The organism is Paracoccus aeridis, assembly GCF_004923205.2.
Lineage (GTDB): Bacteria > Pseudomonadota > Alphaproteobacteria > Rhodobacterales > Rhodobacteraceae > Paracoccus > Paracoccus aeridis.
Genome location: NZ_SELD02000038.1, coordinates 14,009 through 37,288, shown reverse-complemented (window position 1 = coordinate 37,288; position 23,280 = coordinate 14,009). Strand labels below are relative to the sequence as shown.

The 23,280-nt window shown below is 62.9% G+C and carries 24 protein-coding genes; 21 read left to right on the top strand and 3 right to left on the bottom strand.

The genetic code is table 11. The features are described from left to right. The first annotated feature begins 84 nt into the window (after positions 1-84). Positions 85-1,335, top strand: a complete 1,251-nt coding sequence (locus ELI80_RS12280; RefSeq protein ID WP_136652217.1) for an IS256 family transposase — start codon at positions 85-87, stop codon at positions 1,333-1,335. A gap of 373 nt (positions 1,336-1,708) precedes the next feature. Here the strand turns inward: ELI80_RS12280 and ELI80_RS12275 are convergent, their stop codons facing one another. Genes ELI80_RS12275 through ELI80_RS12265 form a run of 3 tightly spaced genes read right to left on the bottom strand, consistent with a single transcriptional unit; the run spans position 1,709 to position 2,926 of the window. Then, a complete protein-coding gene (locus ELI80_RS12275) occupies positions 1,709-2,029 on the bottom strand; it encodes a hypothetical protein (protein WP_136652216.1) in 321 nt (106 codons plus the stop codon). A gap of 7 nt (positions 2,030-2,036) precedes the next feature. Continuing rightward, on the bottom strand, positions 2,037-2,345 hold the full coding sequence (locus ELI80_RS12270; protein WP_136652215.1) for a hypothetical protein: 309 nt from the start codon (positions 2,343-2,345) through the stop codon (positions 2,037-2,039). Next, positions 2,345-2,926 (bottom strand): recombinase family protein, encoded by a 582-nt coding sequence (locus tag ELI80_RS12265; RefSeq protein WP_136652214.1) that lies wholly within the window; start codon positions 2,924-2,926, stop codon positions 2,345-2,347. The genes ELI80_RS12270 and ELI80_RS12265 overlap by 1 nt, the downstream gene beginning before the upstream one ends. 567 nt (positions 2,927-3,493) lie before the next feature. On the opposite strand from ELI80_RS12265, the gene ELI80_RS12260 reads away from it, so the two are divergent. The 20 genes from ELI80_RS12260 (at position 3,494) to ELI80_RS12170 (ending at position 23,244) form a co-directional block, all read left to right on the top strand. Continuing rightward, the gene (locus tag ELI80_RS12260) at positions 3,494-3,832 is read left to right on the top strand and encodes a hypothetical protein (protein ID WP_161596467.1); all 339 of its coding nucleotides are present in this window, start codon (positions 3,494-3,496) and stop codon (positions 3,830-3,832) included. 43 nt (positions 3,833-3,875) lie between these two features. Next, entirely contained in the window at positions 3,876-4,469 is a 594-nt protein-coding gene (locus tag ELI80_RS12255; protein WP_136652212.1) for a lytic transglycosylase domain-containing protein, read from the top strand. After that, entirely contained in the window at positions 4,466-4,762 is a 297-nt protein-coding gene (locus tag ELI80_RS12250) for a TrbC/VirB2 family protein (protein ID WP_136652211.1), read from the top strand. Before ELI80_RS12255 ends, ELI80_RS12250 begins: the two co-directional genes overlap by 4 nt. A 1-nt stretch (position 4,763) precedes the next feature. Then, entirely contained in the window at positions 4,764-5,042 is a 279-nt protein-coding gene (locus ELI80_RS12245; protein ID WP_136652210.1) for a VirB3 family type IV secretion system protein, read from the top strand. Continuing rightward, positions 5,032-7,416 carry a VirB4 family type IV secretion/conjugal transfer ATPase gene (locus ELI80_RS12240; protein WP_136652209.1) on the top strand — a complete coding sequence of 795 codons (2,385 nt, stop codon included), beginning with the start codon at positions 5,032-5,034 and terminating at the stop codon, positions 7,414-7,416. The genes ELI80_RS12245 and ELI80_RS12240 overlap by 11 nt, the downstream gene beginning before the upstream one ends. Continuing rightward, positions 7,413-7,580, top strand: coding sequence for a hypothetical protein (locus tag ELI80_RS16070; RefSeq protein ID WP_161596466.1), 168 nt, complete (start codon positions 7,413-7,415; stop codon positions 7,578-7,580). The genes ELI80_RS12240 and ELI80_RS16070 overlap by 4 nt, the downstream gene beginning before the upstream one ends. Continuing rightward, positions 7,573-8,739 carry a lytic transglycosylase domain-containing protein gene (locus ELI80_RS12235; protein ID WP_136652208.1) on the top strand — a complete coding sequence of 389 codons (1,167 nt, stop codon included), beginning with the start codon at positions 7,573-7,575 and terminating at the stop codon, positions 8,737-8,739. The genes ELI80_RS16070 and ELI80_RS12235 overlap by 8 nt, the downstream gene beginning before the upstream one ends. 1 nt (position 8,740) lies before the next feature. Beyond that, complete coding sequence (locus tag ELI80_RS12230; RefSeq protein WP_136652207.1) at positions 8,741-9,532, top strand: type IV secretion system protein; 792 nt, start codon at positions 8,741-8,743, stop codon at positions 9,530-9,532. Between the two features lie 11 nt (positions 9,533-9,543). Then, complete coding sequence (locus tag ELI80_RS12225; protein WP_236641476.1) at positions 9,544-10,227, top strand: VirB8 family type IV secretion system protein; 684 nt, start codon at positions 9,544-9,546, stop codon at positions 10,225-10,227. Positions 10,228-10,235: 8 nt separating this feature from the next. After that, the gene (locus ELI80_RS12220; RefSeq protein WP_161596465.1) at positions 10,236-10,925 is read left to right on the top strand and encodes a TrbG/VirB9 family P-type conjugative transfer protein; all 690 of its coding nucleotides are present in this window, start codon (positions 10,236-10,238) and stop codon (positions 10,923-10,925) included. Continuing rightward, positions 10,922-12,328 (top strand): TraB/TrbI/VirB10 family type IV secretion system protein, encoded by a 1,407-nt coding sequence (locus ELI80_RS12215; protein ID WP_136652206.1) that lies wholly within the window; start codon positions 10,922-10,924, stop codon positions 12,326-12,328. Before ELI80_RS12220 ends, ELI80_RS12215 begins: the two co-directional genes overlap by 4 nt. Beyond that, positions 12,328-13,329, top strand: a complete 1,002-nt coding sequence (locus ELI80_RS12210; protein ID WP_136652205.1) for an ATPase, T2SS/T4P/T4SS family — start codon at positions 12,328-12,330, stop codon at positions 13,327-13,329. The genes ELI80_RS12215 and ELI80_RS12210 overlap by 1 nt, the downstream gene beginning before the upstream one ends. Next, positions 13,326-13,838 carry a hypothetical protein gene (locus ELI80_RS12205; RefSeq protein WP_136652204.1) on the top strand — a complete coding sequence of 171 codons (513 nt, stop codon included), beginning with the start codon at positions 13,326-13,328 and terminating at the stop codon, positions 13,836-13,838. The genes ELI80_RS12210 and ELI80_RS12205 overlap by 4 nt, the downstream gene beginning before the upstream one ends. After that, a complete protein-coding gene (locus ELI80_RS12200) occupies positions 13,838-14,833 on the top strand; it encodes a TrbL/VirB6 family protein (RefSeq protein WP_136652203.1) in 996 nt (331 codons plus the stop codon). The genes ELI80_RS12205 and ELI80_RS12200 overlap by 1 nt, the downstream gene beginning before the upstream one ends. 539 nt (positions 14,834-15,372) lie before the next feature. Further along, positions 15,373-16,338 carry an aminotransferase gene (locus tag ELI80_RS12195; RefSeq protein WP_136652202.1) on the top strand — a complete coding sequence of 322 codons (966 nt, stop codon included), beginning with the start codon at positions 15,373-15,375 and terminating at the stop codon, positions 16,336-16,338. Next, positions 16,331-19,960 (top strand): DEAD/DEAH box helicase, encoded by a 3,630-nt coding sequence (locus ELI80_RS12190; RefSeq protein ID WP_136652201.1) that lies wholly within the window; start codon positions 16,331-16,333, stop codon positions 19,958-19,960. The genes ELI80_RS12195 and ELI80_RS12190 overlap by 8 nt, the downstream gene beginning before the upstream one ends. Before the next feature lie 428 nt (positions 19,961-20,388). After that, entirely contained in the window at positions 20,389-20,772 is a 384-nt protein-coding gene (gene tnpA / locus ELI80_RS12185) for an IS66-like element accessory protein TnpA (RefSeq protein ID WP_236641475.1), read from the top strand. Further along, entirely contained in the window at positions 20,769-21,116 is a 348-nt protein-coding gene (gene tnpB, locus ELI80_RS12180) for an IS66 family insertion sequence element accessory protein TnpB (protein ID WP_045982560.1), read from the top strand. The genes tnpA and tnpB overlap by 4 nt, the downstream gene beginning before the upstream one ends. 59 nt (positions 21,117-21,175) lie before the next feature. Then, a complete protein-coding gene (tnpC, locus tag ELI80_RS12175) occupies positions 21,176-22,678 on the top strand; it encodes an IS66 family transposase (protein WP_136652200.1) in 1,503 nt (500 codons plus the stop codon). Beyond that, on the top strand, positions 22,675-23,244 hold the full coding sequence (locus ELI80_RS12170) for a plasmid pRiA4b ORF-3 family protein (RefSeq protein ID WP_045982573.1): 570 nt from the start codon (positions 22,675-22,677) through the stop codon (positions 23,242-23,244). Before tnpC ends, ELI80_RS12170 begins: the two co-directional genes overlap by 4 nt. The last annotated feature ends 36 nt before the right edge of the window (positions 23,245-23,280 follow it).

Sequence of the window (23,280 nt, the reverse complement as noted above, 5' to 3'; positions counted from 1 at the left end):
GAAAGTTGGTGATGCCCTGAGGGGCGGCATATCATGGCGGTGTTCACGCGCCGTCAATTCTCAGCCGAGAAAGGGATATGCCACATGCCAGAGACTACCATCACCCAGCTGCCCGATCCATCCGGATTCAGCGCCGATCCCTTCACCGATATTATCCGTGACGGCGCGCGCAAGTTGATCGAACAGGCAATCCACGCGGAGTTGGCGGTGCTGATGGCCGCCTTTTCCGCCGAGAAGCTGGAGAATGGCACATCACGCCTGGTGCGCCATGGTTACCTGCCGGAACGCGAGGTGATGACCGGGATTGGCCCCGTGCCGGTGAAAGTGCCGCGGGTGCGCGATCGCAAGCCCGGTGAGGATAAGATCACCTTCACGCCCAGCATCCTGCCGCGATACCTGCGCAAGGCGAAATCGGTCGAGGAGCTGCTGCCTTGGCTTTACCTCAAGGGCGTCAGCACGGGGGACTTCAGCGAGGCGCTGGCGGCGCTTCTCGGCCCAGACGCCCCCGGGCTTTCCGCCAAGACGATCACGCGGCTGAAGGCCGACTGGTGGACCGACTATGAAGCCTGGCAAAAGCGCGACCTGAGCCATCGGCGCTTTCTCTACATCTGGGCCGACGGGGTGTATTTCAAACCGCGCATGGCTGAGGAGAAGCAATGCGTTCTGGTGATCGTCGGGGCCGATGAATATGGCCGCAAGGAGCTTCTGGCGATGATCGACGGCTTCCGCGAAAGCGCTGAGAGCTGGCGTGAGCTCTTGCTCGATCTGAGGTGCCGGGGCCTGAAGCAGGATCCGAAGCTGGCCATCGGCGACGGTGCGCTCGGGTTCTGGACCGCCCTGCGCGAGGTCTTCGCCACCACACGCGAGCAGCGGTGTTGGGTCCACAAGACAATGAATGTGCTGAATGCACTGCCAAAGTCGCTGCAGGACAAGGCCAAGAGCCATCTCCATGACATCTGGCAGGCGGAAACCAAGGCCGAGGCCGGCGCCGCCTTCGACTTTTTCGTCGAAACCTACGGCGTCAAATACGACAAGGCCGTTGCCAAGCTGGTCAAGGATCGCGAGGCCTTGCTGACCTTTTACGACTACCCGGCCGAACACTGGAAACACATCCGGACATCCAATCCAATTGAAAGCACCTTCGCGACCGTTCGGCACCGCACGAAACGCACCAAAGGATGCCTCAGCCGCAGGACCGGACTGGCCATGGCTTTCAAGCTGATGATGTCGGCGCAGGGGAAATGGCGCAAACTCGACGGCCAGAACCGCCTGCCGGAGATCATCCAGGGGATTGAGTTCCGCGACGGCCTCCGTCAACTTCAAGCCGCCGCCTGATCAGGCGTCACCAACTTTTGCCCATATCTCCGCCCTGATGAACGCAATGCTGCCTGGTTGTTCAGATGGGGTATTCGGCTGGCGTCCCATCTAGACCACTATCCAAGTCAGCTTGCCAACTGCGATCCTGTATAAGTTATGTTGGGATTTCCGCGTTTCGTGCGGAGATTTCAACACGATTGATCGGACGCCTCAGGTGCTTTCAGGCGGCTATATACGGTCGGTCAGATGGCCGCTTGGATCGAGTGTCGGTCTCGTAGGTTGCGCGCCCCCGCAACCATTTCTACGATTTTGCACGATATTCTACGACAGAGTACGATCTGCAACGACGCAGCACTACGCTAGAGCCTGATTGCTCTCACTGAACCCGCAATCAGAAGATGCAGCGACGCTCTTCCGTTGCGCCGATACTTCCGCTAGCTTCGTCAATTTTGTTGACCGCTTCTCGAAGCTGAAAATCGTCGTAATTTTCTACGATTTTGCGTGCGACAGCCAGAGTAGCCTTGTTATCCACGGCACCTAGAAGCGATTTTACATAGGCTCGCTTGCTGTTGATTGGCTCTGCCTGTGTTTTTTCAGGATCAAGGCCGATACGGCGGCAGACGTTTGGAAGTTGGGGCGCTGAAACCTCACGCCACAGCACCTCTGCGCATTGATCGCGCAGTGCCTCCCAATCGACAGGTCGTGCCGTCATTCTGCTCTCACTCGCCCTCTAATCCCGCCTGCGGTCGGCCAATCGGAAACATATCCTCGCCGTAGTGGTGCAGCTTGACGTGATGGCTGCGGCAGAGCCACCGCACGTTCAAGGGTTCGTCGTATCGGTCGTGGTGGGCATCGACCCTTGCCGCGCCACAGACCTCGCAGCCCTGCTTTTCCAGTGCGCCGGACATGAGCGCCCGCTGAACCGCGAGATGGGCCTGAGACTTCGGCAGGTTGGTGCGGCGCCAGTTCGTCTGGCGAGTCTCGCTTTTCAGCGACGGGGGGCGCGGAGGCTTTGGATCATCCGTCATCACGCCGCCGCTGCTTGCCGGCCCAAGGTGCGATACACGGTCGGCCGCGAAATCGAGAACACCTCCGCCAGATCACTGATGGAATACTCCCCGGTGTCATACATGCGCCGCAGCTCCTGCTGCTGGCGCTCTGACAGCTTCGGCTTTTTACCGCGCAGCTTACCCTTGGCGCGGGCCACAGCCATGCCCTCGCGGGTCCGCATCCGAATGAGGTCTGCTTCGAACTCGGCAAAGGTCGCCAGGATGTTGAAGAACAGCTTGCCCATTGGGTCGGTGGGATCATGGATTGAGGTGCCAAGCTGAAGCTTGATCCCACGCGCGGCCAGCTTGTCGGCAATGTCACGGGCGTCGGGGACAGAACGCGCCAGCCGGTCCAGCTTCGGCACAACCAGCGTGTCACCTTCCCGCAAAGCTGCAAGCGCCTGATCGAGACCAGGGCGGGCGCGGTTTGTGCCGGTAAAGCCGTAGTCGGTGTAGATACGATCGGAGGCAACCCCGAAGCTGCAAAGGATGCCCTTCTGCGCAGCAAGGTCTTGTTTGTCGGTGGAACAGCGGGCGTAGCCGATCAAAATCTGTGTCATGCCCCGATCTGTAACAGTAGCCGCCCCTTCATTGCAAAAAATATCGGACCATTCATCTGAGATTTCGTCCTGCCAGCAAATGCTGGCCTTCGATGGGGCTGTTCAGGGGCAATCTCGCCGTCCTCTCAACGATCCCCTTGCGGACGCTTTCGCGGACGCTCTGGACATCCTCCTTGCGGTCGCGCGCAAGGACAGGCGCCGCAAGGCGGTGGTGTCCTGGCCGTGCTTTGGCACGTTCTAGAGGAGGGCGTGCCGCTCACTCGCGCCACCGCCGCCGGGACAAAGGGGTTTTTCAACAGCCCGACCGTTTTCAGGCGGCCCGAAACCTAGCATCCACACACGCTATGCGGTAGTTGGCGGCCCAGCCCGGCAAGAGGGCCTCGCGACCGAAGGGAAGCCCCGTGCGAGGCGAACAGAAGAAGCACAAAATAAATCATTTCGAAGCGTTTGAACTGTATTGACGTTCTCAAACAGTTCTGACACTGTTAAACCTGTTCGGGCACCATGACAGTTCACATGGAGCCAAAAACGCTTAAGAACGGCCTCCATCGCTGGATGGAGGAAAAGATGCAGAAAGACCGCTGGCACGTGATTTACGAGGATCGGTTCAGAGAGAAGATAGCGGATGGCTGGTCGGTCCTGGTCTTGTGCGCGCAGGATGCTGAGAGGATACGCTCCTCTTGGGTAGGTCAGTGGCAGGTGTTTTGCGTATCACCTGACCGTGCTGATCGACTGATTGTAGTGCAAAAAAAGAACATGGATCCAAAGCTTATCCTCTCTGCCCATGGCGTGACGAGTTTTCTTATGGACCTTGGAATTACAGTGGCAGCAGTCCCGATGGTAAAGGGCGAGACTGTTGAGATTACGCACGACGGGCAAGTTCTGGTGGGTCACGACCCTAACTAGCCTGCTGGCCGTAACCACTCCGGCGGCTGCTGATAGTCTAGTGATGAGCTTCCGGTCGGACGGTGCGTTCGGCCGCGCTGAAACCCACCGAGGTTTCGCAAAACACTATGGTCCTGGCGGTGTTCTGATCCTGCCAGAACGTGTGGCCGTTCCGCAAACGGCTGCGATTGATGCCGGCGATGTCAGGGTGCCTGCACCGATCCGGCCGCGCGGCGAAGTTCTGAAAGCGATCCATGAAACGGCGCTGCGCTATGCCGGTGATCCGGTGTTGCGCTCCGTCGAAATGAGCGTGACCGATTGGGTCTTTTTCTTCCAAGCTAATGTTGAGATTGAAAGCGCCTACAATCACGCGGCGGTTTCAAGAGTAGGCGCAATCGGTCTCGGGCAGCTAATGCCTGACACCGCCAGCACGCTCGGCGTTGATCCGCACAATGTCCACCAAAATCTAGACGGCTCTGCCCGTTATCTCCTGATGCTCATGCGAAAATTCGGCTCTCCCGAATTGGCGCTAGCTGGCTATAACGCCGGTCCCGGTGCAGTAGAGAAATACCAAGGAATCCCGCCCTACCGGGAAACAGTCGGCCATGTTTCAAAGGTAATGGCCGTTTTTAATCGGCTCAAAGGAGAATCTGCATGAGCAAGACACTGGTTTATCTCGGCATTATCGCCATTGCGGCGGTGATGCTGGGCGGCGATCCGGCTATGGCGCAGTCCATCGATCTGTCGCCGGTGACTAACCTGCTGCAAGGGATCATCGACACGATCACGGGTCCGCTCGGCATCGCCATCGCGACCCTCGCGGTGGTCGGCGTCGGGATAAGCTGGCTGTTCGGCATCATCGACTTCCGCCAAGCGATGTTCGTCGTCGTTGCGATTGCGATTGTCGCTGGTGCCGCGACCATCACTTCCGCGATCTGGGGCGCGCCGTAAGATGGCGGAACGGTCTCCGGTTTTCCTCGGTCTCATCCGGCCTCCCCGACTTCTCGGGTTGCCGATCTTCTATGCGATGCTGTGGATTTTCGGGACCGTTCTCGTCCTGATCTGGTCTCAGTCGCTGCTGACCTTCGTGGTGGCGGCTGCGGCCTATCCCGCGCTGTGGATGGCGGCGGAATGGGACCCGAACTTCATGGAAGTGATCCGGGTGGTGTCACAGAACACGCGCCCGACCAAGAACCGCGACGTCTGGGACGGAGACAGCTATGCCCCGTGACTTCGATGAACGCGGCCCTGCAGCCGTTTCGATGTTGCCGAAGTTCACTGGCAAGGAAGCGCGGCTGGCCTTGCATCTTCCCTATGTGCGGTTGGTCGATGATCGGACGATCCGCACGCGCGGCAACGAATTTTTCCAGTGCCTGCGGGTCACTGGCCTCAACAGCTTCACCGCTGACGACGCCGATCTGGACAAGGCGCGGGCGATCTTCGCGACGATCATCGCCCAAGCTGGCGCAGGATTCAGCTTCTACGTCCACAAGGTTTCGCGCGCGGTCGATCTCGCTGCAAAGCCCATTCATGATCGCGGCTTCGCCGGCGCGGTTGATGAGCGCTGGTCACGCCATCTGGCCGCGGCCGGCCTGCGCGACCGGACACTGACGATCACCGTCATCAAGCGCCCGGTCGGGGTGTCGCGTATCCCGTTGCTGCGGCGGCTCTCGGGCCCGACGATGCAGGCGCAGGCCGAAGGGCAGGTTCGTCAGCTCGAAGAAGTCATGAAGTTCCTCGCGCAGAGCTTCACGGGGATGGACGCGCGTGTTCTTACCGCGTCCTCGGGTGAGTTGCTCGGCTTTCTGGAATCCATCAACACGGGGATCGAGCTGCCGACGTACCCGCGCGGTGGCATCGGAGCACCGTCCATTGTGGCGGATGATGTGGCGAACGCCCGGATCAGCTTCAAAGGCGGCAGGTTCTATGTGACCGGCGGATCGGTGTCGGATCGGGTCGGGCAGATTTTCGCGGTGAAAAACTACCCGCGCCAGACCTACTGCACGATGTTCGACGACCTGGCATTGCCGCTCGACATGGTGGTTACGCACAGCTTCACACCAGTCAACTCGACGGTCATGGCGGACCGCATCCGTCGCCAGATCCACATGATGCGGTCGGCCGAGGATGCGGCGATCTCGCTGCAACAGGAACTGGTAGCCGCAGCCGACGATCTGGCCTCACAAAGGCTGATCTTTGGCGACCACCACATGACGGTCGCGGTGTTCACCGACAGCGAAAGCAAGCTGGACACGATCGCTGCTGAAATCCGCAACATCGCCGCCGCCTCGGGCGTGAAGATGCTGACCGAACCCTATGCGGCCCGCGCGCATCTGTTCGCGCAGCATCCGGGCAATGCGGCTTATCGCGCCCGCCGCGCCGCGATCACCAACATGAACTTCGCGGACATGGCGGCGCTGCACCGGACCCCGTTGGGGAAAGCCCCCTACGAGACGCCGTGGGGCACCCCGATGGCGATTTTCCCTACGCCGGAGCGGTCGGCCTTCCGATTCTCGTTCCACGAGCGCGGCCAGCCCTCGGCGGAGCCGACGAGCGGCCACACGATCATTCTTGGCCGTTCCGGCTCAGGAAAGTCGGTGCTGGCGACCTTCCTGATGGCGCAGGCCCGGCGGGCGGGCGCCCGCATCTTCGCCTTCGATTACCGCTACGGGCTGGAAATGGGGCTGCGCGCACTCGGGGGCAGCTACAAGACAATCCGCGGCGGACAGTCCACGGGGCTGAACCCGCTGTGGGTGGAAACCGATGCCTCAGGCCGGGAATGGCTGACCGACTGGCTGGTGACGCTGCTGGAATCGCGCGGACCGCAGCTCACGCCGCAGCAGACCCATTTCGTGCAGCAGGTGGTGCGGCAGAACGCGGAAGCCCTCGATCCCGCTCTTCGGAATTGGGACGAGTTCGCAGGTCAGTTCCGCTCGGCCGACGACGATGGCGACCTTTCCGAGCGGGTGCGCGAATGGGCAGCAGACGGCCGGTTCGGATGGATTTTTGGGGGCACCAACCAGGATACGTTCTCGCTCGATGGCGAGGTGGTCGGCTTCGACCTGACCGGGATTCTCGACACCGATAATGAGACGACCCGGATGGCGGTCTTGTCCTACATCTTCCGCCGGATCGAGCGGAAGATCGAGGATCGCCAGCCCACCATCGTCCTGATCGACGAGGCGTGGAAGGCGTTCGACAACCCGTATTTCGCGGCAAAGCTCGAAGATTGGCTTGTGACCGCACGCAAGCAGAACACGGTCGTCGTGATGATGACGCAGTTCGCGTCGCAACTCGAAAAGACGCGGACGGGCAGCACCATCCTGCAGGCGCTGCCGACGCAGATCCTGCTGCCGAACACGCGGGCGAAGGCCAGCGATTACGGCCCGCTCCAACTGACCGACAAGGAGATGGAGGTGATGCTCGGAGCCTCTCCGGCCTCGCATCTGGCCTTGGTGCGCGACGATCAGGGGTCCGTCGTCATCGACGCCGATCTGTCCCCCTTGGGCCAGTATCTCGCGGTCCTCGGCGGGCTGAAGGCCGGCGAGGCGGTCGTAGGGGAGGATTATCGGACGCACCCGGATTTCTGGAGGAAAGCGCAATGATGAAGCGGATGATGGTGCTGGCCCTCGCGCTCGCTGTCGGCGGTTGTGCCACGGCAACGACTGCGCCGGTGAAATCCAGATGTTTCGACGGCTCGGGCCGGGCGGTATGCAAGTTCACGCCGCTGCCGGAGCTGTGGCAGGAAGCGGTGACGGCCAATGTCTGACCGGAAAAGCCGCCTGCCGCTCACGGGGGGCCTCTCCGGCTTGATGCTGGCTGCTGTGGCAACGGCCAGCTTCGGCCAGGGCGTCCCGGTGATCGACAGCCACGCTCTCGCGGAGAACGCGAGAGTCCTGCAACAGATGGTGGCGGATGCAGCGCTGCAGCAGCAGAAGGCAGGAGAACGTGCGAGTCTCGATGCGATCAAGCAATCGCAGATGGAGGCCCTGCAGCAGATCCTCGATGCATCGAGCCTGACGGCGGGAGGTGACACGGCGACTGTCGTGGCGGGTCTGGAAGCCGGCTCTGCCCCAGAAAACTCGACTTCCGCCGTCTATCCGGTCACGGAAAGCTCGGGCGATGTGACGCGCCTTTTTGGCGATGCCTCAGGCTCAGTCGAACAGATCATCATTCAGATCGCGCGCGAGACGCACAGCTTGCCGGGCGTACAGAGTGCCGGCCTTTCGCTCGTCCAGTGGCGCTGCCTGTTGCAGGCGCTGATCTGGCAGGAAAGCCGGTTCAATGCTTCCGCAAGATCTCCGGTGGGCGCCTATGGCCTTACGCAGATCATGGAAGGGACTGCCAAGGATCTCGGTATTCATCCGGCCTATTTCAGCGATCCGGTAGTCCAGGTGCGCGGCGGTGCGCGCTATCTCGGACAGATGCTCAATATGTTCGGCGGCAACGTGGTTCACGCCCTTGCCGCTTATAATGCCGGTCCCGGCAACGTGCAGAAGCACGGGGGTGTCCCGCCCTTCAACGAGACCCGGCATTACGTCCAGGCTGTGCCGAACAAGTATAACGAATATCTGGGAAAGGTCGGCGGCATTGATGCGCTCGGGACCATCGAGCCGGGATTGCTGGCGAACGCCGAACTCGGCCTGCAAGGCATGGCTGCGGCCAGCTATGGCGATGCGGTGAACATAACCACGGCTGCAGCGGCGCAACGGCTTATGGCGATCCTAGAACAGATCGACCAAACGCCGAACCATGCCTCGGCTATGTCTCTCAATTCCTACGCGCGCGCGGAAATCGGGCGGCTCATGGTGCTGATGGCCCGCACGCAGGCCGCCAACGCCAAGCCGATCAGTGCGGAACAGCTCGCAATTGCAACATCGCAGGCAGAGGAAAAGGCTTTCCTCGACCTGACAATGGAGGATTTCTAGGATGCGGCCTTTCATCAGAAAATTTGCTCTGGCCGCGTGTGTCTCCGGCGGCTTTTTCGGAACGCTTCCTGCTGCCGGCCAAGGGGTACCGACGATCGACCCGCAAAACCTCGCACAGCAGGTTCAGCAGATCAGGCACATGCTGGAAGATCAGGGCATCCAGACGGAACAGCTCGACGCGCTGCTGGAACAGATCAAGGTTCTGCAAGAGCAATACGCCCGCCTCCAGGCGCTGGAAGCGGCGCTGACAGGTGAGAAGGATATTCTCGCCCTGCTCATGGGCGGCCGGCTGGATTGCCTCCTGAAGCGGGATTTCAATGGCATCCTGAACACCCTGCAAGCCGGCTTGCGGACAGGCGAGTGGGCCTCGCTGATCGAGGATTCCTGCGGCTCGGTCCACAAGTCGATCAGCCAGGTAATGGCAGAATCCGGGTTCCCCGGCGGCAAGATTCAGAAAATGGCGCAGTCGGGCAACCCCGGCGCGGAGCGCGTGGCCCGGCAGGCGACAACAGGGGCGATGGTCGCAGCCGTGGCGGAGGAAGCCTATGCGCGCTCGGGGGTGAGCGCTGAACGCTTCACGGCGCTCGCGGCCGAAATCCCGAACCAGCCGGACGTGAAGGCAGCGACGGATCACAACTCACGCATCATGGTCGAGGTCGGGATCACCCTTCTCCAGCTCGTGCAGCTCCAGTCGATGCAGACGGTGGGCGATGGCCTGACCGGCGTGACCGCCGCCGCGCAGATGGCGGAGGAAAAGCAGTTCATGGACCTTACCATGCCGGAACTGGACTGAGGGGCGGACCGATGCTGGGAAGAAAGCGGAAGAGCGCGGACGCCGGAGCGATGGTCGCGGATACCGTGACCGAGGAAATGGTCTATGGCGCGCTGCGGCGCGAAGGCCAGTGGAAGGCTCTCGGGATCACCGGCTTGGGCTTCGGGGCGGTCATGGGCCTTGGCATGATGATCGTAGCCTTGAGCCACGAGAGCCCGCCCCCGGCTCTGGTGCCCTTCGATCCGACGACCGGCATGGCGGTGCCGACCGCCAACGTGACGACGATCTCGATGAATGAGCGGGCGGCGGTGCAGGAGTCGCTGATCTACGCCTATGTCCGCGACCGCGAGACCTACAATCAACTCGACAACGATCTGCGCGTCCGATCGGTCCTGAAACGCAGCACGGGCGATGCCGCCGAGACGATGCGGGCTCTGTGGTCGAGCGAAAGCCGCGACTACCCACCCAGAAAGTATGGCGATCGGGCGCGGATGGACGTGGACGTGGTGTCGATCACCCCCATCACCAACGACCGCGCCCAGGTGCGGATCAACAAGCGGCTGCGGGACCAGAACGGCGAGACGGTCGGCTCGTTCACGGTCACGCTGGCTTTCGAGTTCACTCCGGCGGAGACGCGGGAGCTGGCCGATGTGTGGGCCAATCCCTTCGGCTTCCGGGTGCGCGAATACGTGATCACGTCCGACAGGTTCCAGTGAGGCAGGCCATGATGAAAGGGATCGTCTTTGCAGCGGCGGCACTCGTTCCAGCAGTCGCGCTGGCGGAAGTCACCCCGCGCGCTGGCGCGCATGACCCGCGCATCCGCGAAGCGCGCTATGTGGACGGCCAAGTCTATAACCTGGCGCTGATGCAGGAGCGCGTCACCACCATCGAGTTCGGGCCAGGCGAGGAAATCGTATCGGTGGTCGCAGGCGACACCGACAGCTTCGACTTCGACGCGGTGCCGGGCGGTCGGGCGGTTGTCGTCAAGCCGCGCATGGCGGGCGCACGGACGAACATCACCGTGTTCACCGACAAGCACACCTACTACTTCGCTGCCCGTGAATCGAAGAGCGCGGAATACTATGCCGTTCGCTTCTCCCATGCGGGCGGCAGCTCCGCCGCCGCGCCGTCGAAGGCTGTCCAGCGGCGCGCGCCGAACGCCAACTACGGGGCCGATGCGCTGACCTCGATCACGCCGCAGCAGGTGTGGGACGATGGGACGTTCACCTATTTCAAGTTCCGCTCGAACGGAGAGATGCCCTCGATCTTCTCGGTATCGGCTGGTCGTGAGCGATCGGTGAACAGCCAGACCACGAACAACGGCACCGTGCGGGTCTCGGGGACGAGCCCCTATTGGGTACTGCGAGTGGGCGACATCGAAAACACGATTGCGATGATGGGAGCCGTCAAGTGACCCAGGAAGAACCCGATCTCACGGCCCGCCTGAAGTCGCTGGACTCCGACCCGGAACCCGGCCGGCGCTCGCGCCGGTCGCCAGGCGTGATCGCTGCGGCAATCGCCGCCAGCGTCATTCCTGCCGGCTTCGTCTATTACACGCTGTCACGTGGCAGCGCGGAAGCGCCGCTTGCCACGCAGACCTCTAGCGAGTTCCAGCGGGGCGGCTCCGCCTGGGGCGATCTGGAAAACCCGCGTACGCAACCTGTGGCCCTGTCGCAGCAGGTCAGGGACGAAACCCCACCTGCCCCTGCCCCAGTCGAGAACGAGCCGCAGACCGATCCCGCCACGGCCGAGCTTCTGGAACGGCTGAACGCGATGCAGAACGAGATCGCGGCGCTGCGGAAGGGTCCGGCTGACAATGGGCCTGACGCCGAGACCGTAGCGGCGATGAAGACCTTGCGGCAGCAGCTCGATGACGCCACGGCGGCAGTCAAGGATATTCAAACGCAGGCGGCAGAACGCGAGCGCGAACTTGAACGCAGCTTGCAGGAGCGGGATCGGGAGCTCGCGGGGCTTCAAAGCGAGCTGTCGCTGGCGCGTCTCGGGCAGCCGATGGCGACCATGCCGGCCGGTGATCCGGTTGACTTCGACCCTGACCGCGCGGAGTTCGAGCGCCGCCGTCAGGAGGCGGAGGAAGCAGCCGAACGGCGGCGGAACTCCCCGATGATCGCGATTGGCGGTGGCGGCATGGCCGGTGCCGGCGGCGCTGACGGGCAGGCGCAGCAGGAGGCCGCGCGCCTCGATCCGAACGAGGAGTTCGTGCGGAACGCCGGCAAGCCCGCGCCGGTCCAGCGGGCGCAGGTGATCGTCAATCCGTCGAACACGGTGACGCAGGGCACGGTTATCCAGGCCGCGCTTGAAACGGCGCTGGATTCAACCCTGCCCGGCCCGATCCGCGCCGTCGTGACCGAGGATGTTCATTCCTATGACGGCGCGCGTCGCCTGATCCCGCGCGGCAGCAAGCTGATCGGGAAATACTCGGCCGGCGTGGAAATCGGCCAGAACCGGGTTCTGGTGGCATGGGAACGGATCATCATGCCCGACAATCAGAGCGTGACGATCTCGGCCTATGGGGCCGATGAAATCGGCCGCTCGGGCACCACGGGGCGGGTCAACTCGCGCTTCGCCCAACGGTTCGGATCGGCCGCGCTGATCTCTCTGGTGTCGGCGCTTCCCGGCCTCGCGGCCGACAATGTTGATAACGACACCGCCCGTGAAGCGGCAGAGGACGTGGGCGACGATCTGGCGAACGCGACCAGTTCGGTGATGGCGGACTATCTGCGTATTCCACCGACGATCCAGGTCAAGCAGGGCTCGCGGATCACCGTCATGGTGGACCGTGACCTGGAGATCTTCTGATGACGGGCCGGTCCATCAGCTACTTTTCGCAGGCGATGGCGAAGTTCGGGGACGTGGTGAAGAACGACCGGCTGGTGGAGCTGTGCGTCAACCCCGATGGCCGGGTCTGGATCGAGATGCAGGGCGATCACGCCATGCAAAGCACCGGCCAGACGCTGACCGAAAGCGAGATGGCCGATCTTGCCCGCAACATCGCCTCGTCGGGCAACAGCACCTTCGGCGCGAAGAAGCCGATCATTTCCGGGTCGGTCATCTATGAGGGGCGGCCGGTGCGGTTCCAAGTCGTCGGCCCCCCGGCGGTCCATCGCGGCACCTCGATCTCGATGCGGTTCTTCTCGACGTTGCCTCTGGAAGAGATCGAGGTGAAGTTCCTGCACGGGGCAGAATACTCGACCGAGAAGGTGCGGCAGGAACGCGGAGCCGAACTGCGCACCATCGTCGCCGCCGGTGATGTGGAAGCGGCCTGTCGCTTCTGCATCGACCACAAGCTCAACATGATCGTGTCCGGTGGAACCTCGACCGGCAAGACCGTGCTGGCGCGCAAGCTGCTCTCTTATGTGGGTCCCAGCGAACGGCTGGTGACAATCGAGGAGGCGGCGGAGCTGCTGCCGCCACAGGCGAATGTCGTCACGCTGCTGTCGGATCGCGAAGAGGATTCCGTGCGGACCACGGATGCGCTGCTGACTTCGGCGCTGCGGATGCGGCCGGATCGGCTGATCGTCGGTGAGGTCCGGGGCGCCGAGGCAATGACTTTCCTGGAGGCGATCAACACGGGGCATGGCGGCTCGATGACGACACTCCATGCCGAGACGCCGCAACTGGCAATCGCGCGCTTGGCGATTGCGGCGCTCAAGTCGAACCTGCCGATGACCTATCAGGATATGCTGGCCTATATCCGAGGGTCGATCGACGTGATCGTGCAGGCTGCACGGGACAATGGCGAGCGGGGGATCACCGAGTTCTACCTGCCCTCGCGGATGGCTGAAGGAGACACCCCATGAAACGACTGTCCCTCATGATCGCGCTGGCGCTGCCGCAGACGGCGGGCGCGCAGTCCGATCCCTTCATGGACCTGACCATGCCCGACCTGGGCGCTCCTGCCGGCCGGGAAGACGTCGCCGCGCCTGATGGGGCTGCAGTGCCGCAGCCTGACCCGTTCGTGGACCTGACCATGCCAGATATGTCGGAAAGGGCAGCCGAGCCCTCGCTCTACGGCTGCCCGCCGCAAGAGCGTCCGGCGTGGCGTGAGAACCTGTCTGGAAGGGAGGTCTACAAATCGCGCCTTCTGACTGAAATCTACGATGCGATCTGGATTCGAAATGTGGAGAGTGCCGGCACCTGCAACTGCGAGACGCGCGTTCCCTCCTGGGACGAGGCTAATCTGATCTACCAGACCATCTTCGCAAACATGGATATTTCTGACCAAAAGAACGCTGAACTTAAGATTAACGCAGCAAACCGTATCCGCCGCCGCGAAGCCGAAAAGCTCTGCAACAAGGAAATGCAGTAATGGCTATCGTCTCGTGGATGGTCGAATCGAGCGAAAGCTTCCTCGACAACATCGCTCAAACCACGTTCGGATCGCTGATCGGCGCAGCCGGCACAGTTGGGGCGTTGATGTCAACCTTGGCGATCGTGCTTGTCGCCGCGAATGCGACGCTTCAATACCGCAGCGTGGATGCCCGGACCTCGATCCTGCTGATCGTCAAGCTGACGCTGGTGTCGGTATTCGCGCTCAACTGGGCGCAGTTTAATCTCGTGACCAATGCCATCGAGACTGGCATCCAGACCATAGCGGGACAGATCATTGGCTCGATTGGCGGTTCGCCGACTGCGGATTCTACGTACTTCGCTGGAGAATTTGACAAGTTTCTCGATTATCAGCAGCGTGTCTCGAACACCGCCATCGAGAGGATGAACTGGGTCGGCGGGGGCGTCTGGGGCGTTGTCGCCTCCTTCCTGCTTGGCGTCACGGCGGCGCTGGCTGGGGCCGTGATGGTGTTCGCCAAGATCATGCTGACTCTCTATGTGGGCATCGCCCCGATCATGATTATCATGACGATTTTCAAGGTCACGTCTGATTATTTCGAAAACTGGCTGTCCGGCCTCATCAGCTATATGCTGTATCCGCTCATCATGGCGGCCGTGTTTTCGGTGGTGTTCGGCATGACCGATGGGATCATTGATCGCATGAACAATATCGCTGCGGCGACTTCGTTGGGCCAGCTTCTGCCCTTCATCGTCATGGTGTTCCTCGCGATCATCGGAATCCTTCTGGTTCCCATGATCGTTCGCCAGATCAGCGGCAATATCACGCTTGCCTCTCCTATGGCCGCTCCGATGGCAGCGGTCGGCATCATGGCCGCAGCCAAGACGGCCGGCGTGTCGGCGGTTGCGACCGAGGCAACCACAACCGCCGTCCGGACCACGGCGCAGGGAGCGTCTGCCGCTGCTGGCGCTATGGCAAGGCTGGCGCGATCGAACCGCGTCCAAGGCAGCCCCTGATCAAAGGCCACGGCAGAAGAAAAAAGAAGTTGGGATAACTGGGGCCGCACCGTCCGTCATTGCGGCGTGGTGACGGCCATCGGTTACCTGCCGGGACTGATCGCAGATGTGGAACGACTAGAAGCCTACGCCAGCCTGCGAAGCAGGCCACCGGCCGGTTTGAGCACCTTAGCCGCTGTTCGACTGCTTCCTTCTCTACTTCCGCTTCGCGCCCTCATATCAGTCATTCGCCACCGCTTGCGTAAACCCTAAACCGGACGTTAAACAATGGTTGTCGGGTTCGCATCGTCGGCAATCAGGGATGTTGGTCGCTTCAAGACAGTGCGTGTTGGCGACGGTGAGCATGGTCGTTACGCGCGATTTGCGGGAGCCGCGGCAAGACAACGCTCTACGCAGTCCTTCACTGGCTTTCATCGTAACGATCCCCAGCTCATCCAGCGTCGGCAGACCTCAAGGTCACACTGGAGGTGGCAACGTTGAGATTATTCTCAACCGAGTCGCGCTACCTTATAGATGAAGTAACGAACGCCGGGGGATGAATGCATACGTGTGAGCCGCCAGTTGCCACGACGGAGGACTGGCTCAAATCCTATCCGAGCGTCGAGGGTAACTATGGCCATCTGCTGCTGGAGCAGAAGATGGCCCTTAGCCCTCAGCTTGTCGACGGCTTGCGCCCGTATTTCGAATCCGCCCATCTGGACGCCCGCGAGCATTTTCACGCGCAGATTGCGATCGATCTCCACCCCGACGCTGATGCAGCTGGCGCACATGCCTGTTATCCCAATTGCCTGCCGCCGACAGCGCGGCGAGGGCTGTTCGGCGAGGTCATGGCGGGCCTATTGGCCGAGGTCTATCAGGACGATTTTGTCGGCGCCCACAGCTGGACGGTGCCGATTTTCCTGTTCCGCTTCCACGCAGATGTCGAAAGCTACCTGTGGACGCTCGCCCGCGATCCCGATCGCGAGCGGCAGATCTTCGGACGCTTTGGCTCCGACTTCATCGGCCTTTCGCTCGACGACGATGGAGAGATTGTCCGGCTAATCGCCGGAGAAGCGAAATGGCGCAACCACCTGACACAATCCGCGGTCGATACCCTGATGCTCGGCGACTACGAGGATGATGAGGATGAGGACGGCGAACGGGTGCGGAACGGACGGGGTGTTTGGTTTGAGATCAATCGCGACACGCCGGTTCCACACGGGCTGCGTCAGTTGCAGCGGCTGCTCGAGCTGCGTGCGCCGGACGACTACGCAGCCGCCATCCTGTCGATCGATCGCGCGATCGCGCTCGACGGACCGCCGCTGCCGCGCACGAACCTGATCCTGATCTCCGGCAATGGCGCCCGTCGCCGCGAGGCAGGCGACTATCTGATCCCATGGGAGGAATGTCCCGAGGAATACACCGCCTCGCACGACCTTCAGGTCATCGAACTGGTCCTTGAGGCAGGCGCCGATCTGATCGAGCAAATCTACTCTAGCCTGTGGCGGGGCCGCGCAGATGCCTGAATTTGACTCCGAGAGGCTCGAAATCGCCGACGGCCTTCGTCGTCAACTCGCCGTTGAGAATGAACTCTCGCGGCCCCAGGCGAGGGCCTTCGTCCGATGTCTCCAGACAAGCTGGCAAGTCCAGACGATCCAGTGGACCGAGCGCGATTCCAAAGGGCAGCTCTCTGACGCCCGGCGCCTGCTGCATGCCGCCCATGTCTTCCGCGAGATCGAAGGGCCTGGGTCCAAGCGCGCAATCGATTGCTACCGCCGCGCTGCCGAGATTCTCGAGTGGTTGGCGCGCGCCGCCGACATTTCCCGAAGGCAGGTGCCGATAGAACTGCTCGCCGCCGGCGCCTACCAACTCGGCGGGCTTCCCGCAATGGCCGCAGGGCTTATGGCACAGATCCCAGACGAGCACGAGGGGGTCGCGCTATATGGAGCCTTCCTGCGCGCCGACTTCGACGGCGTGCTGCGGCGCGCGGCGAACTATTGGAGCGCCAATCCTGACCTGACGGTGCCCGCTGCCGGCCGCCTTCTCGCCGCGTCCGAGGACCGCGAGGATATCGAACGGGTCGGACGCTATTTCACGATCGAGCTGATCCGCAGCCTCGGCCTGGTCGCCGACAGTCTGCGGCGAGGTGACGATGCCCGTCTCGCCCGGGCGATGGACAAGCTGCAAGCGCTAGAGAGGATGGCGATGCGGATCCTCAGCGACGATGCCTCACTGATCATATCGCTGCTTTATCAGGTCGCCGAGAGCTACAGGAAGGCCAGCATCTACGGCGCGGTGCGCGCGCTCGCTGACCTGAACCCCGAGCGGCGAGGTCGGCTGCTCGCTTATGCGCGCGATCAGTTCAGCCGGGGGCGCGGCGTCCTGTGGACGTCGCAGCTCCAAGGCATTGATCGCCTGCGACAGGAATCCTCCTTCGCGCTCTGTACGCCGACCGGCTCGGGCAAGACCCTGATTGCCAACCTCGCCCTAGTGCGCGAGCTGCTGCTGCGCGAAGCCGACGGGCTCGCACCCCTTGCCATGTATCTCGTCCCGTCGCGTGCGCTGGCCGGCGAAGTGGAGGCCAAGCTCCGTTCCGAGCTCGGCAGCGACATGACGGTGACCGCGCTCTACGGCGGTGCCGATTGGGGGATCACCGATACATGGTTGACTGGCGACCAACCAACCGTCCTGATCGCGACGGTCGAAAAGGCCGATGCCCTGATGCGCTATCTCGGGCCGATCCTGGCGGCGCGGCTCCGGCTGATCATTGTCGATGAAGCCCATCAGGTCGTTCCCGAAGCCAATGAGAACACCCGCGTCAGTTTTTCAGAGCACAGCAATCGGGCCATCCGGCTCGAGCAACTGGTCTCCCGCGTGCTGATCCAGCGTCCCAATGTCGTCCGCATCGCGCTCACTGCAGTAGCCGGCGGCGCCGCGGGTCCGGTCGCCAAATGGATCGAGGGCCGCGCGGATGCGACCGCTGTCGGGGTGCGCTACCGCAGCACGCGCCAAGTGATCGGCGTGCTGGAAACCGCGCCCGGCGCGCAGGGGCGGATCCTCCTTGATATCATGAACGGCCGGACGCTTTACGTCCGCGGCCAGGAGCAGCCCGTCTATCTGCCGCTGCGGATGCCTCCGATGCCGGGCATCCCCGCGCGTATGCGCAACAGCCTCAATCGCTTTAACTGCCTAAGCGTGCTCTGGACCGCGCTCCATCTCGTCGAGGAAGATCAGCGCATTCTGATCTCGGTGGCTCAGGAGCCTGAGCAGACCATGCGCTGGTTCCAAGAGGCGTTGCTGCTTCCGGCCTGGGCGAACGCGCCCCAGTTCCGGGCGCCCGAGGGGTTCTTGCGCGAGCGTTTCGATGAAGCTCGAGCAGCCTGCCGTGATTATTGCGGCGAGGCGTCGTTCGAGATGTTTTTGCTCGAACGCGGCATCGCCTCGAGCCACGGCCAGATGCCCCAGCGCCTACGGCGGCTGATGACCGAGATGATAGAGCGGCGGATCTGTCCGATCACGGTCGCGACGGCAACACTAACCGAAGGCGTGAACCTGCCCTTCGACCTCATTTTTCTGACCTCGCTCAAGCGGCGGTCCTGGGACCAGGTCGCCGAGCAGCAGGTCGTCACTCCGTTGCCGACCTCCGAGTTCCGCAACCTTGCCGGACGCGCGGGTCGACCGGGTGCGGCCAAGGGCATTGAAGGCATGACACTCGTCGCCATCCCGACGCGCGAGGCGGCAACGGCACCCAAAACAATTCCTGTCCAGCGTCAGCAGCGCGCCGAACTCCAGCGTGACTATGACCGGATGCGCGAAGCGCTCCTGATTGAGGAGGCCGAGGCCGGCGCAGTGGAAAGTCCGCTGGCTCTGCTGCTGTGGACGATCCGCGAGCGCGCCATTCGTGTCCTTGGTGTCGAGCCCGATGACTTTCTCGACTGGCTCGAAAGCACCGCGCCGACCGAAATCAGCGATGAAGCGGGGGAAGATGCCGCTGATCGCAGGTCTCGCTTGGCGGACGCCGTAGATGAACTGGATGGCATCCTGCTGACCGCGATCGAGGAAATCGCCAAGGCCGAGGAGCAGGATATGACGCCGGCGCGCGCGGAGGAGCATCTGGCGCAGCTCTGGAGCACGACCTTCAGCGCCGTCGCCGCCGAGCAGGAGGCTTGGCTCGAAGAGGCTTTTGTTCAGCGCGGTCGCAGCATCGTCGAGACCGTCTATCCCGATGCCGCCGAGCGCCGCCGCCTCTACCAATATGGCTTTACTCCGCTGGTCGGTCGGCGCTTCGAGGAGGTCGCGCCGCAAATTCGCAAGCTCATCGAAGAAGCCGATACCTATGGCGAAGCCGAGGCGGCGGCGCGCATCGAAGTCTTCGAGGCGATCGGCGACCTGCTCACCGATGACCGTGGGTTCGGCTTCCGAGTGCGCAGCACCGACACGGATCAAGCCTTGCTCGAACGTTGGACTGATGTGCTGGGATGGTGGATGGACGAACCCGACAGCTTCGATCCCGATGCCGACGCGCTGCGAGGGTGGCAGCGATTTGTTACGAACAATCTGGAATTTCGCCTCGGCGTCGCGATTGGTGCGGTCGTCGCCCAAGCGTGGTCTGAGGGCGCGGCAGACGCATTCGCAGTGCCGACGCTCGCCGAATGGAAGGATATCACCGGTATGCCTTGGTACGGCTTTTGGGCGCGCGAGTTGCTTCGCTGGGGCACACACGACCCTTTCGTCGCCTTCGCACTGTCCCAGGGCCTCGCGCAGACGCGAGAAGCCGCAGCGGGGCGCCGCGAAGAATTCGAGACGTGGCTTGACGACGATCTCGAGGAAATCTCATCCGAGGATCTGATCGATCCGCAGCATTTCTTACGCTGGCAGCTCAGTCTCGGGCGCGACGTCCGGGACCCATTCGATGATCTCCCGGAGTTGGTCGAGCTAACCGGGACAGATGGCCGTCGTCGCCGGTACAACGTCATTCCTGCTCGCCGCGACGGGCGCGTGGGCTGGATGGATCCCGCCGGGTTTGAATTGGCACAGTCCGATGACATCTTCGATGAGTTCGGCCCCGGCGCAATACGCAGCGATTACGAGCTGCGCACAGATAGCGTTGAAGCGCATGTGCACCGCGTCTTCACGGCGGGCCGGTAGCGTCATCGCCGATCATCTTGAGTTATGAGATGATGGGGGCGCTGCACTGCTGTGAGCGTCCAGCTGATCCCGATTTGGACAATACTTGACTATGGCCCTGTTAGGGATCGCCAGAGCTCAGCCGAAGGGCAACGATGTCGGTGGAAGCGGTAACTCCGCGCCGAAGCTGGGAACGGCAGCTATCTGAGGCCGCGGACCTGAAAGCTGCCCGTCCGCTGCCGACCCCAAAGCAGACGTTAGCCGCCATCGCAGTGAACGGCAGGAAGGTCCGCAAAGCTGTCATGGATAGATGGGCGCAAGCCGAAGCATGACGTCAAGGCCCTCCAATAGAGAAGCCCCGCTTGCGCAGGACTTCGTAAGCGTCCGGTCTGACTGCCCTGCCGCGCTTGGAGAGTGACGGATAGTGTCCACTATGGATGGTGGACACTATGGGGTGGCCCGTGGCGCGTCGGACAAAGCGGCTCTGGACGGACGAGGAGAAGCGGACGATCTGCTTTCAGACGACGGCTCCGGGCGTTTCGGTTGCTCAGGTCGCGCGGCGTTACGCGGTCAACGCGAACCTGATCTTCAAATGGCTGCGTGATCCACGCTTTGCGCCCGAGGCTGAGGCGGGCTCGAGTTCGCTCGGGGATGCGTCGTTTCTTCCGGTCGAGATCGTGCAGGATGTCAGGGCAGCCCCGGCTGTCCCTGATGCGCCGGTCGCCGAGGTGAGCCGGATCGAGATCGAACTTGCCGGCGGGCATCGGATGCGGATCACGGGCCGCTATGATCCCGAGGCTTTGGCACGGCTGATCCGGGGCCTGACGGCGTGATCCCGGTGCCTGCCAACACGCGGGTCTGGCTCGCGGCCGGGGTCACGGACATGCGCAAGGGCTTCGCGGCGCTGGCCGCGCAGGCCGAGGCGGTGCTGAAGCAGGATCCGTTCGCCGGGCATCTCTTCGTCTTCCGGGGTCGGCGCGGCGATCTGGTGAAGGTGATCTGGTGGGATGGCCAGGGCGCCTGCATGTTCATGAAGCGTCTGGAGCGGGGGCGTTTCGTCTGGCCCTCGGCAACGGAGGGCAGGATCGCCCTGACGGCCGCGCAGTTGGCGATGCTGCTGGAAGGGATCGACTGGCGGACCCCGCAGCGGACCTGGCAGCCGCTGGCGGCCGGATAAGGGACGGGTCCGGATCGTTGAGGATTCCCAGCCGGAATCCACCACGATAAGCTCGTCTCATGCTCGACGAGCCCGCCATCCTGCCGGAAGATCCCGAGGAGCTGCGCAGCTTCACGGCGCGGCTCGTGGCCGAGGTGAAGGCTCAGGCGATCCTGATCGAGAAGCTCCGGCACCAGCTTGCGGGGCACCGGGCGCACCGGTTCGGCACCTCCTCCGAGACTGCGGAGCAACTGCAACTGGCGCTGGAGACCAGCGAGATCGCCGCCGCCGCGATGATCGCGCGGATGAAGCTGCCAGACGTCGAGGAGAAGGACCGGCCGAAGCGTCGCCCGATCCCCGACCACATCCCGCGGATGGAGGTGGAACTGAGCCCCGGCACCGATGCCTGCACCGATTGCGGCGGGCGCCTGCGGCGGATCGGCGCGGACGTGACAGAAGAGCTGGAATACGTCCCCGGACGCTTCATCGTGAACCGGATCGTGCGGCCGCGGCTGACCTGTTCGTGCTGCGAGCGGTTCGTCCAGGCACCGCTGCCCTCCCGCCCCATCGAGCGCGGCCGCCCTGGTCCGGGCCTTCTGGCCCATGTGCTGGTGAGCAAGTATGCCGATCACCTACCGCTCTACCGCCAGAGCCAGATCTTCGAGCGCGAAGGGCTGGACCTCGACCGCTCCACGCTGGCCGACTGGGTCGGCAAAACGACCGCGCTGCTGGCGCCGCTGGCCGATGCCATCGGCCGCCATGTCCTCTCGGCCGAGGCGATCTTCGCCGACGACACGCCCGTGCAGATGCTGACCCCGGGCACTGGAAAGACACAAACGGCGCGGCTCTGGACCTATGCCCGGGACGAACGGCCATGGGCCGGGGCGGCGCCCCCGGCCGCCTGGTATCGCTTCTCCGGCGACCGCAAGGGTCAGCACCCGAAGGACCACCTCGCCCGCTTCCACGGCTGGATGCATGCCGATGGTTATGCCGGGTTCGAGGATCTCTATCGGTCCGGCGCGATCCACGAAGTCGCCTGCATGGCCCATGTCAGGCGCAAGTTCGTCGACATCCATCGTGCCCAGGCTTCTCCGATCGCCGAAGAGGCCATCCGCCGGATCGCCCGGCTCTATGCCGTCGAGAAGGAGGCCCGAGGTTTGCCGCCGGACAAGCGTGTCAAGCTTCGTCAGGCCCGCGCCGCCCCGGTCTTCGACGATCTCGAGCTCTGGCTGGCCATGCAACTGACCCGCATCTCGGGCAAGTCGCCGCTGGCTGCCGCGATCCGCTATGGCCTGACGCGGATGGTGCGCATGCGCCCCTATCTCGCCCACGGCATCCTCGAGCTGGATAACAACACCGCCGAACGCGGCATGCGCGCCATCGCCCTCGGCCGGAAGAACTACCTGTTCGTCGGTTCCCAGACAGGCGGAAAGGCCGCCGCCATCGCTTACACCCTGATCGAGACGGCCAAACTGAACGGCGTCGACCCACAGGCCTGGCTGGCCGACACCCTCGCGCGCCTGCCCGATCACAAGATCACCAGGATCGACGAACTGCTGCCTTGGAGGTGGGCCAACTCATGAGCATTCTCCGCCTCACCGCCGTTCTGGAAGACGTCACGCCCCGCGTCTCGCGGATCCTCATGGTGCCTTCGGATCTGCGCCTGGACCGTCTGCACCTTGTTCTTCAGGCCGCCATGGGCTGGGAGAACCAGCATCTCTACAGCTTTGAGGCAGGATCCCGCCGATGGAGCCTGCCCGATCCCCACCTCAGGCTTGATGCCCTGCCGGCCAACAAGGCCACCCTACAACAGGCTCTCGTGGCCGCAGGACACACTTCGCTCGTCTACACCTACGACTTCGGAGACGACTGGCGACATCATCTGACCGGGGAGCTGACGGACGGCCCCCTGCCGGGCCAGCTCTATCCACGGCTGGTCGAAGCTGAAGGCCGCTGCCCGCCCGAGGACGTGGGAGGACCTCCAGGCTACGAGCACTTCCTCGAGGCGATCGCTGACCCCGGACACCCGGACCACGATGAACTGACCGAGTGGCACGATGAGCCCTTCGACCCCTCAGTGCCAGACACCGACATGCATCAGTTCGAGGTCCTTAAACTCGCCAAACGGTGGCAACCTCGGAAGAAGTAGGCCCCTATGCCGGACGCTTACAGGACTTCTACGTTC

Excerpts from the sequence above, each read along its gene's own strand:
- ELI80_RS12280 (WP_136652217.1), top strand. The coding sequence starts at position 85 with ATGCCAGAGACTACCATCACCCAGCTGCCCGATCCATCCGGATTCAGC.
- ELI80_RS12275 (WP_136652216.1), bottom strand. The coding sequence starts at position 2,029 with ATGACGGCACGACCTGTCGATTGGGAGGCACTGCGCGATCAATGCGCA.
- ELI80_RS12270 (WP_136652215.1), bottom strand. The coding sequence starts at position 2,345 with ATGACGGATGATCCAAAGCCTCCGCGCCCCCCGTCGCTGAAAAGCGAG.
- ELI80_RS12265 (WP_136652214.1), bottom strand. The coding sequence starts at position 2,926 with ATGACACAGATTTTGATCGGCTACGCCCGCTGTTCCACCGACAAACAA.
- ELI80_RS12260 (WP_161596467.1), top strand. The coding sequence starts at position 3,494 with ATGCAGAAAGACCGCTGGCACGTGATTTACGAGGATCGGTTCAGAGAG.
- ELI80_RS12255 (WP_136652212.1), top strand. The coding sequence starts at position 3,876 with ATGAGCTTCCGGTCGGACGGTGCGTTCGGCCGCGCTGAAACCCACCGA.
- ELI80_RS12250 (WP_136652211.1), top strand. The coding sequence starts at position 4,466 with ATGAGCAAGACACTGGTTTATCTCGGCATTATCGCCATTGCGGCGGTG.
- ELI80_RS12245 (WP_136652210.1), top strand. The coding sequence starts at position 4,764 with ATGGCGGAACGGTCTCCGGTTTTCCTCGGTCTCATCCGGCCTCCCCGA.
- ELI80_RS12240 (WP_136652209.1), top strand. The coding sequence starts at position 5,032 with ATGCCCCGTGACTTCGATGAACGCGGCCCTGCAGCCGTTTCGATGTTG.
- ELI80_RS16070 (WP_161596466.1), top strand. The coding sequence starts at position 7,413 with ATGATGAAGCGGATGATGGTGCTGGCCCTCGCGCTCGCTGTCGGCGGT.
- ELI80_RS12235 (WP_136652208.1), top strand. The coding sequence starts at position 7,573 with ATGTCTGACCGGAAAAGCCGCCTGCCGCTCACGGGGGGCCTCTCCGGC.
- ELI80_RS12230 (WP_136652207.1), top strand. The coding sequence starts at position 8,741 with ATGCGGCCTTTCATCAGAAAATTTGCTCTGGCCGCGTGTGTCTCCGGC.
- ELI80_RS12225 (WP_236641476.1), top strand. The coding sequence starts at position 9,544 with ATGCTGGGAAGAAAGCGGAAGAGCGCGGACGCCGGAGCGATGGTCGCG.
- ELI80_RS12220 (WP_161596465.1), top strand. The coding sequence starts at position 10,236 with ATGATGAAAGGGATCGTCTTTGCAGCGGCGGCACTCGTTCCAGCAGTC.
- ELI80_RS12210 (WP_136652205.1), top strand. The coding sequence starts at position 12,328 with ATGACGGGCCGGTCCATCAGCTACTTTTCGCAGGCGATGGCGAAGTTC.
- ELI80_RS12205 (WP_136652204.1), top strand. The coding sequence starts at position 13,326 with ATGAAACGACTGTCCCTCATGATCGCGCTGGCGCTGCCGCAGACGGCG.
- ELI80_RS12200 (WP_136652203.1), top strand. The coding sequence starts at position 13,838 with ATGGCTATCGTCTCGTGGATGGTCGAATCGAGCGAAAGCTTCCTCGAC.
- ELI80_RS12195 (WP_136652202.1), top strand. The coding sequence starts at position 15,373 with ATGCATACGTGTGAGCCGCCAGTTGCCACGACGGAGGACTGGCTCAAA.
- ELI80_RS12190 (WP_136652201.1), top strand. The coding sequence starts at position 16,331 with ATGCCTGAATTTGACTCCGAGAGGCTCGAAATCGCCGACGGCCTTCGT.
- tnpA (WP_236641475.1), top strand. The coding sequence starts at position 20,389 with ATGGGGTGGCCCGTGGCGCGTCGGACAAAGCGGCTCTGGACGGACGAG.
- tnpC (WP_136652200.1), top strand. The coding sequence starts at position 21,176 with ATGCTCGACGAGCCCGCCATCCTGCCGGAAGATCCCGAGGAGCTGCGC.
- ELI80_RS12170 (WP_045982573.1), top strand. The coding sequence starts at position 22,675 with ATGAGCATTCTCCGCCTCACCGCCGTTCTGGAAGACGTCACGCCCCGC.